Source organism: Rossellomorea arthrocnemi, from assembly GCF_904424705.1.
Classification (GTDB): domain Bacteria; phylum Bacillota; class Bacilli; order Bacillales; family Bacillaceae_B; genus Rossellomorea; species Rossellomorea arthrocnemi.
In genome coordinates this window covers 36,308-49,535 of sequence record NZ_CAJGBF010000024.1, presented here as the reverse complement: position 1 = coordinate 49,535, position 13,228 = coordinate 36,308, and the positions used below count along the sequence as shown (strand labels likewise).

Annotated in this window: 12 protein-coding genes and 3 riboswitches; of the genes, 3 read left to right on the top strand and 9 right to left on the bottom strand. The window is 42.9% G+C overall.

Annotated elements, in window-relative coordinates:
- Positions 1–40: 40 nt before the first annotated feature.
- Both BAA9072_RS20980 and BAA9072_RS20975 read right to left on the bottom strand, forming a co-directional pair.
- Complete coding sequence (locus BAA9072_RS20980) at positions 41–1,114, bottom strand: tetraprenyl-beta-curcumene synthase family protein (RefSeq protein WP_201716574.1); 1,074 nt, start codon at positions 1,112–1,114, stop codon at positions 41–43.
- Between the two features lie 14 nt (positions 1,115–1,128).
- Positions 1,129–1,932: an alpha/beta fold hydrolase gene (locus BAA9072_RS20975; RefSeq protein ID WP_201716573.1), complete on the bottom strand. Its 804-nt coding sequence runs from the start codon at positions 1,930–1,932 to the stop codon at positions 1,129–1,131.
- Positions 1,933–2,016: 84 nt separating this feature from the next.
- Here BAA9072_RS20975 and BAA9072_RS20970 point away from each other — a divergent pair, with 84 nt between their 5' ends.
- Complete coding sequence (locus tag BAA9072_RS20970) at positions 2,017–2,532, top strand: gamma carbonic anhydrase (RefSeq protein ID WP_201716572.1); 516 nt, start codon at positions 2,017–2,019, stop codon at positions 2,530–2,532.
- A gap of 191 nt (positions 2,533–2,723) precedes the next feature.
- Here the strand turns inward: BAA9072_RS20970 and metK are convergent, their stop codons facing one another.
- Positions 2,724–3,926, bottom strand: coding sequence for a methionine adenosyltransferase (gene metK, locus BAA9072_RS20965; protein WP_201716571.1), 1,203 nt, complete (start codon positions 3,924–3,926; stop codon positions 2,724–2,726).
- 210 nt (positions 3,927–4,136) lie between these two features.
- Positions 4,137–4,282: riboswitch (SAM riboswitch) on the bottom strand.
- Between the two features lie 317 nt (positions 4,283–4,599).
- Here metK and pckA point away from each other — a divergent pair.
- Positions 4,600–6,189: a phosphoenolpyruvate carboxykinase (ATP) gene (gene pckA, locus BAA9072_RS20960; RefSeq protein WP_201716570.1), complete on the top strand. Its 1,590-nt coding sequence runs from the start codon at positions 4,600–4,602 to the stop codon at positions 6,187–6,189.
- Positions 6,190–6,247: 58 nt separating this feature from the next.
- Here pckA and BAA9072_RS20955 read toward each other — a convergent pair whose 3' ends face one another.
- On the bottom strand, positions 6,248–6,397 hold the full coding sequence (locus BAA9072_RS20955; protein WP_106298475.1) for a lmo0937 family membrane protein: 150 nt from the start codon (positions 6,395–6,397) through the stop codon (positions 6,248–6,250).
- Positions 6,398–6,554: 157 nt separating this feature from the next.
- Between BAA9072_RS20955 and BAA9072_RS20950 the strand changes: the two genes are divergently transcribed.
- Positions 6,555–7,346, top strand: coding sequence for a GNAT family N-acetyltransferase (locus BAA9072_RS20950; RefSeq protein WP_201716569.1), 792 nt, complete (start codon positions 6,555–6,557; stop codon positions 7,344–7,346).
- A gap of 39 nt (positions 7,347–7,385) precedes the next feature.
- Here the strand turns inward: BAA9072_RS20950 and BAA9072_RS20945 are convergent, their stop codons facing one another.
- The 5 genes from BAA9072_RS20945 to thiC all read right to left on the bottom strand — a co-directional run bounded on the left by BAA9072_RS20945 (position 7,386) and on the right by thiC (position 13,143).
- Positions 7,386–7,946, bottom strand: a complete 561-nt coding sequence (locus tag BAA9072_RS20945; protein WP_201716568.1) for a biotin transporter BioY — start codon at positions 7,944–7,946, stop codon at positions 7,386–7,388.
- Positions 7,947–8,056: 110 nt separating this feature from the next.
- Positions 8,057–8,239, bottom strand: coding sequence for a hypothetical protein (locus BAA9072_RS20940; RefSeq protein WP_201716567.1), 183 nt, complete (start codon positions 8,237–8,239; stop codon positions 8,057–8,059).
- 62 nt (positions 8,240–8,301) lie between these two features.
- Entirely contained in the window at positions 8,302–10,587 is a 2,286-nt protein-coding gene (metE, locus tag BAA9072_RS20935; protein ID WP_201716579.1) for a 5-methyltetrahydropteroyltriglutamate--homocysteine S-methyltransferase, read from the bottom strand.
- Positions 10,588–10,752: 165 nt separating this feature from the next.
- A riboswitch (cobalamin riboswitch) is annotated at positions 10,753–10,937 on the bottom strand.
- Positions 10,938–11,004: 67 nt separating this feature from the next.
- Positions 11,005–11,115, bottom strand: a riboswitch (SAM riboswitch).
- 95 nt (positions 11,116–11,210) lie between these two features.
- A complete protein-coding gene (locus tag BAA9072_RS20930; protein WP_201716566.1) occupies positions 11,211–11,408 on the bottom strand; it encodes a hypothetical protein in 198 nt (65 codons plus the stop codon).
- Positions 11,386–13,143, bottom strand: coding sequence for a phosphomethylpyrimidine synthase ThiC (thiC, locus tag BAA9072_RS20925; RefSeq protein ID WP_408015255.1), 1,758 nt, complete (start codon positions 13,141–13,143; stop codon positions 11,386–11,388). Before thiC ends, BAA9072_RS20930 begins: the two co-directional genes overlap by 23 nt.
- Between the last annotated feature and the right edge of the window lie 85 nt (positions 13,144–13,228).

Genomic DNA, 13,228 nt, shown 5'->3' with positions numbered 1-13,228 from the left:
TTCGAATATACTTCGAAGGTCCGTCCCTCTTTTTACTCTATTAAGATGTTTTTTTGCGGTTTCTCCATTTTCGGTAGATTTTGCCGTTCAGGTAGAAGAATCTGGTGATCCAGCCGGCTTGTCCGATGAACTGTTTGGAAAAGGATTGGACGTTAGCCTGCTTGCTCGCTTTGTCGTCTGATAGATAGACTCCAATGAGCCCCTTGTTGATCAAACGGTGAAAGTGAGCATGTGGAAGGTCATGGGTATGTTCATCTGCCTTCTGTAAGAAGTGGAGAAGTCTTTCCTTTAAATGCTCATCATTCTCATAATAGAAGCAGAAATTCAAATCTCCGCCCTCCTGATCTTCATCCTGATCAATGAAGTAATCAAGGAGTATATGTAAGCCTTGTATGTAAGGAAAATACCCGTTCTTTATTTTTGCTGTATAGGATGGATGAAAATCTCCTCTGCAAGCATATGACACTAAACAAAAGATTCCCAGGGTAGAACCCGAGCAGGCGGAAAACTCGTACCAATTCATTTCAGGCAGATTGAGGCGGTGGGATTCAAACCAATCCTGAAGCCTTCCCACTCTTTCATCTTTCTTCACGTGCTTATGTATCTGCAGATCACAATAATACTCACATAATTCAAGCAGATCCTTCTTAATGCTGTCGTAGTGACTTAAATTTGCGAGGACGGACTGACAGGTCAGGACTAAATCCCTGAGATACCCTCCATCCTCCTGGTCTCTTCTTAATTCATAATAATTAACAGGTTCTGCCCCCACCGTCAATGAATCCTTCATGGACTGGTGAAGAAGGGCAAAATCTTCAGGATCCAGTGAGACACTCCGGTCGCATAGATTATCTAAATAGTCACTGATCGTTTGATAGGCCACGATGAATCGAATCGTTTCTGCTTTTCTGTCCAGAGCCAACAGGGAAAGAATCGCTCCTCCCTCACAGTGGAACGTTTTATGTTCAATGCTCGCAATGGCCTGGTTTCTCAGCTCCTGATTCGGTATCTCTTCTGCCCTCTTCTTCCAGCCGTCCAATTCTTTATGCACGATTGGAAAAACAGTGCGGTATACTCTTGTCATTAATGAAAAGGGATCACTTGGTATCGACAATTCCTTCACCTCTTTTACAAAATGTATCCCAGTGCTTTTAACCTGCTCTCAACAAAATTCTTTGAGTACTCATAGATCTCTTCTCTTTCTGGTTCATTATAAATTTCATGATAGCACTTTTGCCATTCCTTGTAATGCATTTCAGATAAGGACAGCTCGTTAAACCATTTTTTCACAACTTTTTTATCAACAATCTTATCGTCCCCGGCCTGCAACACAAGTAATGGGACGTCAGGCATTTTCTCCAGGTTTGTAAAAGCCGCCTTCATAGCCAGGACAAGTTCCCTGTACCATCGAACAGACACTTTGGTTATATAGAGAGTGTCATTGCTGTCAATTTCACGGACGTCAGCGTTACGTGTTGCCATATCGATTGTTAATCCAGATGGAAATTTCACCATCGGAGCTATTTTATTTAAAACGCGGGACAATAAATCCATCGGTTTTGCCGGGGTCGTTACCAATCCCAAACATGGTGAGGATAGAATGACACCGGCTACGTTCACATGGGATTCCTGCAACAGGCGGACGGCGATAAGCCCACCCATACTATGGCCGATCACAAAGACAGGCAATTCGAATTGATACGCTGCCTGAACCCAATCCTTCACTTCCACAATGTATTCATCAAAGGAATCGATATGTCCCCTTTGACTCCTTGAAGTCATTCCCTGACCGGGTAAGTCACCCATGACGACGTGGAAGCCAGCTGCTCGCCACATTTCAATGAGCCAACCGTACCTGCCGTGATGTTCCATAGCGCCATGAATAATGACGATGACTGCCTTTGCCTCTTGATCTGATTCCCATTTCCACATGACAAATCCTCCTTTGTAGTTCTCTCTAAGAATGAATTCTGCTACCATTATTATAATAAATATTATTGAAAGGGGTAGTATAAAATGCTTTATCCGTATTATGATAAAAAACCAATCATCGCAGAGTCCGCTTTCATCGCCGATTATGTGACCATATCAGGAGACGTGGAGATCGGTGAAGAATCAAGTATTTGGTTCAATACCGTCATCAGGGGGGATGTTGCTCCCACTAAGATCGGTCATAAAGTAAATATACAGGATAACTCCATTCTACATCAAAGCCCAAATAATCCCCTTATCCTGGAAGATGAAGTGACTGTCGGACACGGGGTGATCCTCCATAGCTGCAAAATCAGGAAAAGGGCATTGATCGGAATGGGATCAATCATACTGGACAATGCTGAAATAGGGGAAGGGGCTTTTATCGGGGCCGGAAGCCTTGTTCCCCAAGGGAAGGTCATACCGCCGAATACACTCGCCTTCGGACGACCGGCAAAAGTCGTGAGGGAGCTCAATGAGCATGATATTAGTGAAATGAAGCGCATTTCCCGGGAATACGCAGAAAAAGGACAGTATTATAAGAGCATCAAACCGTTTTAACTTCCTATACTTGGGATACCCCATCCTTCCTGAGAATACTCATGGAAGATTTTCTTGTACGGGGGTAGTCAGGTACGGATTTTCATTTGCTGTTTTTAAAATTAATTGACCTTACATACGTTTCAACCGCCATTACACTCACCAAAAAAAGAGACCAACACCTAATCAGTGTTGGTCTCTTCTCTCTTCCCTTATTCGCTTAATGCTTCTGCTTTTAATGCTTCCGCTTTGTTTGTGCGTTCCCAAGGAAGATCGATGTCGTTCCGGCCGAAGTGACCGTAAGCGGCTGTCTGCTTGTAGATCGGACGACGAAGGTCCAGCATTTTGATGATTCCTGCAGGACGAAGGTCAAAGTTATTGCTGACAACGTCAATTAAAACATCTTCTGATACTTTCCCTGTTCCAAATGTATCAACGGAAATGGATACGGGCTTCGCAACCCCGATTGCATACGCTAATTGAACTTCACACTTCTCTGCAAGTCCCGCTGCAACAATATTCTTCGCTACATAGCGCGCTGCATAAGCAGCAGATCGGTCCACTTTCGTTGCATCCTTACCAGAGAATGCACCTCCACCGTGACGAGCGTATCCGCCGTATGTGTCAACGATGATTTTACGTCCAGTCAATCCTGCATCACCTTGTGGTCCACCAATCACAAAGCGGCCAGTCGGGTTGATGAAGTATTTTGTTTGTTCATCGATCAGTTCTTTCGGTACAACCGGGTCGATGACATATTCTTTCAAGTTACGTTGGATCTGCTCAAGAGTCACCTCAGGGTGATGCTGAGTAGAGATAACGATCGTATCGATACGGACCGGTTTATCATTTTCATCATATTCAACAGTTACTTGCGTTTTTCCGTCAGGACGAAGGTAAGGAAGGATCTCTTCTTTACGAACTTCCGTTAAGCGGCGGGAGATTTTGTGTGCAAGGGAAATCGGCAGAGGCATAAGCTCTTTCGTTTCATTACAGGCGAATCCGAACATTAGTCCTTGGTCACCTGCACCTATTGCATCGATTTCCTCATCCGTCATTTGGCCTTCACGGGCTTCAAGAGCCTGGTCTACACCTTGAGCGATATCAGCGGACTGCTCATCGATGGATGTAAGAACAGCACATGTTTCAGCATCAAAGCCGTATTTCGCACGGGTGTAACCAATTTCACGGATCGTTTCACGAACGATTTTTGGAATATCCACATACGTATTCGTGGTAATTTCACCAGCAACAAGAACAAGACCCGTTGTGACAGACGTTTCGCACGCTACACGGGCATTCGGGTCATTGGTAAGAATTGCATCAAGAATTGAATCAGAGATTTGGTCACAAATTTTATCTGGGTGTCCTTCGGTTACGGACTCAGATGTAAACAGACGACGTTTAGTTGACATCAAGGTTCCTCCTTAAGCATATTTGTCAGAAAAACTTCCAACAAAACAGTAAACAGATACGGTACTCATTTCCCTAAGTAGTATGAAGTAAACATGATTCTTTTATCAATAAATCATGATTTATGTGCATGTGGTCCACTATAAACAGAAAAAACCCTTCCTCAAAAAAGCAATAGAGGAAAGGTTTCAGATCATAGCCGCGCCTTTTCTCTCTTATCGTTCAAGGTTTTAGAGACCTTGCCTCAGTTTAGCACCTTCGCTTAATCGGATCCGTTTCAAGAAAAGCGATCCATTCACTATTTAGCAGGTTGCTGGGTTTCATAGGGTCTGCTCCCTCCACCAGCTCAGGATAAGAGTATCCGTTCAAGGAACAATGATAACGTTTAGTATCAGAGGTGTCAACTTTTTTCGAATGACAGGTTTAACCATTCACTCTATGACTTCAGCCTGTTTTTCTCCATCAAATAACCTAATGGGGAAATGAGGCTAAACATTCCTTTGTCCCATTCATATATATAAGAAGAAACAAGCTTTATTCCCTCAAAAAATGTGACAAAATGAAGACACATTATAAAATTAAATAAATAGTATAGACTAATAGCTTGATTGTGTTATACTATTTTTGTGAAGAAAACGGTACCATTAAATAAATTTATATAAAGGAAGGGTTCTAATGAATTCAGTGAGCATGTCTAATGAATTAACGGAATTACTTAACGGTCAAAACATTCAAGAGCAATTATCTGTTTCTCAACTAGTAGAAAAGGTCCTTCAAAGAAATGAAGGCGTTTTAACATCATCAGGAGCAGTCAGAGCAGAAACTGGTAAATACACAGGACGCTCTCCTAAAGATAAATTTATTGTAGAAGAACCATCAACGAAGGATAAAATCGAATGGGGTTCTGTCAATCAACCGATTTCTTCAGAATCCTTCGATAAATTATATACAAAAGTGATCAATTACTTAAAAGAAAAAGAAGAAGTTTTCTCATTTAAAGGGTTTGCTGGTGCCGACCCAAAACATAGACTACCGATTCAAGTGATCAATGAATTCGCTTGGCATAATCTTTTTGCTCACCAATTATTCATCCGTCCACAAACAGAAGAGTTAAAAGATCACCAATCAGAATTCACCGTCATTTCAGCTCCGAACTTCAAGGCTGATCCAACAGTCGACGGCACTCACTCTGAAACATTCATCATCGTTTCATTCGAAAAAAGAATCGTATTGATCGGCGGAACGGAATATGCCGGTGAAATGAAAAAATCGATTTTCTCTGTCATGAACTATGTACTTCCAGAATCCGATATCCTTTCTATGCACTGCTCTTCAAACGTAGGCCGTGAAGGCGATGTAGCATTGTTCTTCGGATTGTCCGGTACTGGGAAAACGACTCTATCCGCCGATCCAAACCGCCGTTTGATCGGCGATGATGAGCACGGTTGGTCTCCGAACGGTGTATTCAATATCGAAGGCGGCTGCTATGCGAAATGTATCGGTTTGACACGGGAAAAAGAGCCACAGATCTTCGATGCGATCCGTTTCGGTTCGGTGCTTGAAAATGTGGTTCTGGATGACATGTCCCGCATCCCGGATTATGATGATAACACTCTAACAGAAAACACACGTGCTGCCTACCCCCTTCAAGCGATGGAAAACATCGTGGAGCCGAGTATCGCAGGACATCCAAATACGATTGTATTCCTAACGGCTGACGCATTCGGAGTATTACCTCCAATCAGCAAGTTGACAAAAGAACAGGCGATGTACCACTTCTTAAGCGGATATACATCGAAACTTGCAGGCACAGAGCGCGGAATCACGTCGCCACAGGCAACATTCTCGACCTGCTTCGGTTCACCGTTTCTGCCGCTTCCTGCCACTCGTTATGCAGAGATGCTTGGTAAGAAGATCGACGAGCACAATGCACAGGTATTCCTGGTGAACACAGGATGGACCGGCGGAGAATACGGCGTAGGAAACCGCATGAAGCTTTCCTACACCCGTGCCATGATCCAGGCAGCTCTAGAAGGCGAGCTTACAAATGTCGAAACGGCAACGGACGACATTTTTGGCTTGAACATCCCGGTTCACGTTCCTGGTGTTCCAGACGAAGTGCTTCAACCTAAGAAAACCTGGTCCAACGAAGGCGCCTATGAAGTGAAAGCAAAAGAACTTGCTCACAAATTCAACGAGAACTTCAAAAAATTCTCGAACGTCCCTTCTGACATCGAACAAAAAGGCGGTCCGGCCGTTAAATAAATTATCGTGAAACACAAAGGTCCGTCCCTCTATCCAGAGGGACGGACCTTTGTTATGGTTATAGCCCTTTTTTACGGCCGGTGATTCTGTTAAATAAGAATACGACAACGGCGATGATCAGTAGAACATGGATGACGGCTCCACCGATTTTAAAGATCAATCCAAGTAGCCAAAGAACTAATAAGATTCCGATGATGGTCCAAAGCATGTGTGCTCCTCCTTATAACTGTTATTGCTTCTAAGATTCCCTAATATACACATTTTAAAACCATTACCTATTCCCTGAAAACTTTTATAAATTAAGACTTTACTAAATATTACTAATTTTGGTATGATTATGATTAAAATTTACAGGGGGAATAGAGATGATCAGACAGCTTACAGTAAAAGATCATGATACGTGTCAACAACTCATTCAGCAGCAGCCGGCTGAGAATTTGTTCATCATTGGGGATATTGAAGCTTTTGGTTATGAACAGGATTTTCAGAAAATCTGGGGAGATTTTGATGAGGAAGGAAACCTAAGGGGGATCCTCCTCAAATACCGGGAGAACTTTATTCCGTTTTCCATGGGTGAGTTTGATGCTGAAGGATTCGCCGCTATTATTAATGAGACTGAAGACTACAGCATCGTTTCGGGATTAAAGGGGATTGTCACTAAAGTAGAACCCTTTTTATCCAGAGAAATCCAATCAAAAAGACATATGTATTATGCGAAATGCGACAACACTTCCTCTATGGATGATCATGACCTGGCACACGTGAAGGAGGCTTCTGTCACTGATCTACCACAACTTGTGGACCTGTTGAACTGTATTCCGGAATTCAATGGTGGAAATTTCACCGTGGAAAAAAGAAGTCATGGGATGGAAAAAGGGGTCGCCCGCAGCTATTACGTTGAACAAGACGGAAGGTTTGTTTCTTCCGCTTCCACAACGGCAGAAAACAGCATGTCTGCCATGATTGTTGCCGTATGCACCCACCCTGATTATAAGAAACGGGGCTTTGCCACAGAATGCATGACTAAGCTTTGCCGGGACGTTTTGAACGAGGGCAAAGAACTTTGCCTTTTCTACGATAATCCTGAAGCAGGTAAAATTTATAAACGCATCGGATTTAAAGATATCGGCTATTGGTCAATGTATAAATTCGAGTAAAAGAAAAGTGGATTCCTAAAAATAGGAGTCCACTTTTCTTTATGCAGCGACATTACGATTCTGAATCAATTTCGCCTGGACCAACCGTTTTCTTACGGTAATACCGATCCAGCTTGCGAGGAATGCTTTGATCAGCCCTACTACGATAAACGGATAAACACCCGCTGCCATCGCCTGACTCCAACCCAGATCAGCCACAAATTTCAGTTGGATGGTACCCAGGATCAGCGTAATGACCATCCCCACCGTATTGGCGATCATTGCCATCGGAATGGTGAATTTCGTTTTCTCAAGAATAAGTCCTGTAAAGTAAGCCGCAATGATAAAACCGAATATATAACCGCCAGTCGGACCGACAAGTACTTGTGCCCCTCCACTGAATCCTGCAAATACAGGAACTCCGACAGCGCCGAGGGCAGCATAGCATATTAAAGACAATGCCCCGTATCTGCTTCCAAGAATCGTAGCTGTAATCCCGACAGCCAGAGTTTGTCCGCTGATGGGAACAAGTGGAAGTGGTATTTCAATTTGAGCGAGAATTCCAGTCATTGCCGCAAAGATGGCACAGTGAATGATCATCCGCAGTTTTTCCCCATTCATGTTCAAAATCCCCCTTATGTATGTAAACTATATATAACAATAAGTTAACACAAAGTCCGGGAGTTAGGGAAGAAATTTTTGCCCTTCATCTTATCAAGTCGATTTTCATTTTAACTCGGCGCATATATATTACAGATTTTTTTACATTCCTCAAGCTTCAATGCCGTTCTCAATGATATTCTGCCATGCTGCAATTCATCTTCCCCTTTATCACTGATCAGATATAGAAAAGTGCAGTCAGGGTATCGTTCATTGTACACTTGTATGATTCTTCCGATAGCTATGTATGACAAATTTCCGAGCTCCTTTTCTTGAGTAAAGACGCAATTCAACGAATGAATTGCGTCCCTCCCTTTTACGATTCTCTCTTTACCAGTAACTCCTCACGAACTTGTTTCGCTGCTTCCACCATTACTTTAAGGGATGAAATGGTTTCAGGCACCCCTCTTGTTTTCAAACCGCAATCAGGATTGATCCAGAATTGTTTTGGATCCAACACATTTAAAGATTGTCTAGTATGCGAAATGATCTTCTCACGCCCCGGGATATGGGGACTGTGAATATCATAAACACCCAAGCCTATTCCTTTGTCATACGTGTTTTCTTCAAATACATTGATTAATTCACCGTGACTTCTTGATGTCTCGATAGAGAGTACATCAGCATCAAGGTTACGGATGGCTTCAATGATATCTTCAAAATCGGAGTAACACATATGAGTATGAATTTGGGTTTCATTTTGCACAGATGACGTTGCTAACTTAAATGAAAAGACGGCCGCCTGTAAATATTCATCCCAACGTTCCTTTTTCAAAGGTAAACCTTCTCTAAGTGCCGGCTCGTCGACCTGAATCATCCATATTCCGTGATCTTCAAGAGATTTGATCTCTTTCCGGAGAGAGATCGCTATTTGATTTGCTACTGTATGGCGGGGAATATCATCCCGAACAAAGGACCAGTTTAGAATGGTAATAGGTCCCGTTACCATTCCCTTTACCGGTTTATCAGTTAGAGATTGGGCATATACGGTTTCCTTAACTGTCATCGGCTCTTTAAAATTCACATCTCCATAAATGATTGGAGGCTTCACACATCTGGACCCGTAGGATTGAACCCACCCAAATGTAGTGAAGTGAAATCCTTCCAGTTTCTCTCCGAAAAATTCCACCATATCGGTTCGTTCAAATTCTCCATGTACGAATACGTCCAGGCCGATTTCTTCCTGGATGTCAATCCACCGCTTTATTTCTGCACGGATGAACTGTTGATATTCACCCTCTTCAAGCTCTCCTTTACGCCACTTCATCCGCTGTCTTCTTACCTCCCTAGTCTGAGGGAAGCTGCCAATTGTGGTAGTGGGAAGAAGAGGAAGCTTTGTCTGTGCTTCCCTGCGAATCGAAAATGGGGACCTTCGTCCAACCTCTACTGAAGTCAATCCATTGATCTCATCTTGAACAGATTGTACGTTTCTAATTGACGAAGAATGTAAGTCACCTATGGACTTCAAACATTCATCCACCTCCTTCTGTACTGTCCATATTCCTTTCCCGAGGGCTCTTGTTAGGATGACAACTTCCTGCAATTTCTCATCAGCGAATGAAAGACCATTACGAAGCGTTTGATCCAGAGCTTCTTCATTCCCCACGGTCACCGGTACGTGGAGCAAACTGGATGATGGCTGTATGATTAAGCGGTCCTTTGATACATGTTCAGTCAATTGAGATAAAAATGAATGAGCTTTATCAAGGTTTGTCCTCCAGATATTCCTGCCGTCCACGACTCCTGCTGCCAATATTTTATCTCCAGGGAATCCGTTCTCCTTTAGTGCAGTCATATTTTCACCCCGGTCATGTATAAAATCCATTCCAATCCCGTCTACAGGAATAGCTGTCACCTCTTTAAAATGTTCTACATGATCAAAATAGGTTTGAAGAATAATCTTTACGTCAGGAGCGGCCTGCTTTAATATTCCGTAAGCATCTTTGAAACGATTGATCTCTTGTTTTGTAATGGAAGTACACAGGATCGGCTCATCGATTTGCACCCATTCTACTCCCTCCTCCTGCAGTTCCCGCAAGATTTTTCCATACAAAGGGACCAAGTCGTTTACGAGTGTTTGATAATCAGCTTCTTCATATCCTTTCGATAATTTCACGAAGGTGAATGGTCCCACAATTACCGGCTTCCCCTTAATGCCAAGCTTTTCTTTTGCTTCCCTGTAATAGAATAGCGGACGATTTTCCACCAGTTCCGGTACGGATTCGCCAATCTCCGGGACAATATAATGGTAATTGGTGTTAAACCATTTCGTCATTTCTGCTGCCGCAGCCCCTTTTGCCCCCCTGGCAATATCAAAATATGTACCCAGAGTGACTTTCCCTCCTTTATAGTTAAATCTGTCGGGAATCATTCCGAACATAACCGCAGTATCCAATACATGATCATATAAACTAAAGTCCCCAAGGGGAATCAATTCCACTCCTTGTTCCAGCTGTTTCTTCACATGTTCCAGACGAATCTTCTCTATTCTTTCCTGGAAGGAATCTTCATCTACCTTACCTGTCCAATACTGCTCCAATGTCTTTTTCCATTCTCGATTTTCTCCAATCCTCGGATACCCTAAACTCGAACTCATAACCATACCACTTTCACACTCCCCGTCGATTTCATTTTTGGCACGCAGTCCCAACAACAAAAAAATCTCCCTTTCAAATGAAAGAGAGATTCATGCGCACATCTAACTGGAGTTGAGACAAACTGGTTTTCTCAACACGCATTCATCACCCCTCTCTATATCCACGTAGAGCATAAGCGCATACAACAGGCAGGTCTCCTGACTTCGGTTCACAGCTTCTTATCCCTTCCCATCTCAACAGAAATAGTGGTTGAATGATAAGTCGCTCCCCATTACAGTGGCGGGACCGTGCCGGATTTTCACCGGTCTTCCCTTTTAGCTGAATATGTCTCAGCACCTATTGCATTTGTTTATTTATTTTTCTTTCAGAAAAACGAAAAACCCTCTCAATCATCTAGAAAGGGTTTCATATTATAGAATCCTCTCTTATTTTCCAAAGCCATTTGCTTTGCAGGAATTAGCACCTTTTCAACAAGTTCGTTGAATGGTTGCCGGGTTTCACAGGGCCAGTCCCTCCACCTCTCTCAATAAGAGTTTCATATATTCATTTACTATTCCGAAATTTGTAATAATCGTAGCACGGTATACAAGAGCTGTCAAAAGAAATTCTATTAATACCTTACACTTCCCTAATAATAGGTACTTTCTGCATAATGACATTTGATACAAGACCTTGTTACATCCGTCTCATAGAAGACATGCCTGCAGTTTTCCTGAATGCTCTTCACTTCTTTCTCGAGTTGAGTGATTCTCTGATTGAGCTTTACGATATCATTTTTCAACTTGAGAACATGAGAGATGGGTTTATCGATAGATGGTTGATCCATTTTCAGTAAACTCCTTCGATTTTTCTTTCAATCCTTTTTCGATTTCCTGATGAGCAGCATCAAGGTTATGTCCCTTCATTCCCCTTATATCATGTGAAATCCTCATTGAACAAAACTTCGGACCACACATTGAACAAAAATGGGCCGTTTTTGCCCCTTCTGCAGGAAGAGTTTCATCATGATACTCCCTTGCACGTTCCGGGTCCAAGGATAAATTAAATTGGTCATTCCATCTAAATTCAAATCGAGCCTTAGAAACGGCATTATCTCTTACTTGTGCCCCGGGGTGCCCTTTCGCTAAATCCGCTGCATGTGCCGCGATTTTATAGGCAATGACACCCTCTCTCACATCATCTTTATTCGGTAATCCCAGATGTTCTTTAGGTGTTACATAGCACAACATAGCGGTTCCAAACCAGCCAATCATGGCAGCCCCTATGGCGGAAGTAATGTGATCATACCCAGGAGCAATATCTGTTGTTAATGGGCCAAGTGTATAAAAAGGAGCTTCATGACAGATTTTCATTTGCTTATCCACATTTTCCTTAATCCTATGCATCGGTACATGACCAGGTCCTTCTATCATCACCTGAACATCATGCTTCCAAGCCATTTTGGTTAGCTCACCTAACGTTTCAAGCTCTGCGAACTGTGCTTCATCATTTGCATCAGCTATTGACCCGGGCCTTAATCCATCCCCTAATGATAGGGAAATATCATACCTTTTTACTATCTTACAGATTTCTTCAAAGTGTGAATAAAGGAAATTCTCCTTATGATGGGCAAGACACCATTGTGCCATGATGGATCCTCCCCGGGATACGATTCCCGTTGTACGATTAGCTGTCAGATGAATATACCGCAATAATACACCTGCATGAATGGTGAAGTAGTCAACACCCTGCTCTGCCTGTTCGATCAATGTATCCCTGTACACATCCCATGTAAGATTTTCTGCGATCCCTTTAACCTTTTCAAGTGCTTGATATATCGGTACGGTACCTACTGGGACAGGGGAGTTGCGAATGACCCACTCCCTTGTTGTATGGATGTTTTTCCCTGTTGATAAGTCCATTATGGTGTCGGCACCCCATCGAATTGCCCACGTCATTTTCTCCACTTCTTCTTCAACGGAAGAGGATACGGCCGAGTTTCCGATATTCGCGTTTATTTTCACATGAAAATGACGACCGATGATCATCGGTTCACATTCAGGATGGTTAAGATTAGCCGGAATGATGGCCCTGCCATTTGCTACTTCTTCTCTGACAAATGAGGGCTCAACATTTTCCCGGATAGCGATGAACTCCATTTCCGGTGTAATGATTCCTTTTTTCGCATAATGCATTTGAGTCACATTACGACCCGGTTTTGCCCGCATCGGGGTACGTTTGATAGTCGGGAACGAGTCTACGTTTCCAAGGGAATCTTCCACTTTACAACCATTATCTTTCGGTTCGATTACACGTCCCGGGTAAGTCAATACATCCTGACGTTCCAAAATCCACTCAGTGCGAACGGAGGGTAATCCTTTACTACTATCGACTTGGTAATATTCATCTGTATAAGGTCCGCTTGTATCATATAAACGGACAGGTTCATTCTCTTCCACACCCAAAGCAGCATCCGTCCTGCTCAGTTCAATTTCTCTCATCGGTACATGTATGTCAGGCCTTGATCCTCCAACATATACTTTTTTACTGTTTGTAAATTGCGATTTCAATTCAATTGGCACTTCACTTCTCCTCCTTGTAATTGGATCCGAAGTTCCTGCGCCGGGCATTTCCCTTTATTGAAAAAGGACATGAAGACACAAAAAA

Bases quoted from the DNA above. Each gene is read 5' to 3' on its own strand.
- BAA9072_RS20975 (WP_201716573.1), bottom strand. From the start codon at position 1,932: ATGTGGAAATGGGAATCAGATCAAGAGGCAAAGGCAGTCATCGTCATT.
- BAA9072_RS20970 (WP_201716572.1), top strand. From the start codon at position 2,017: ATGCTTTATCCGTATTATGATAAAAAACCAATCATCGCAGAGTCCGCT.
- metK (WP_201716571.1), bottom strand. From the start codon at position 3,926: ATGTCAACTAAACGTCGTCTGTTTACATCTGAGTCCGTAACCGAAGGA.
- pckA (WP_201716570.1), top strand. From the start codon at position 4,600: ATGAATTCAGTGAGCATGTCTAATGAATTAACGGAATTACTTAACGGT.
- BAA9072_RS20955 (WP_106298475.1), bottom strand. From the start codon at position 6,397: ATGCTTTGGACCATCATCGGAATCTTATTAGTTCTTTGGCTACTTGGA.
- BAA9072_RS20950 (WP_201716569.1), top strand. From the start codon at position 6,555: ATGATCAGACAGCTTACAGTAAAAGATCATGATACGTGTCAACAACTC.
- BAA9072_RS20945 (WP_201716568.1), bottom strand. From the start codon at position 7,946: ATGAATGGGGAAAAACTGCGGATGATCATTCACTGTGCCATCTTTGCG.
- metE (WP_201716579.1), bottom strand. From the start codon at position 10,587: ATGGTTATGAGTTCGAGTTTAGGGTATCCGAGGATTGGAGAAAATCGA.
- BAA9072_RS20930 (WP_201716566.1), bottom strand. From the start codon at position 11,408: ATGGATCAACCATCTATCGATAAACCCATCTCTCATGTTCTCAAGTTG.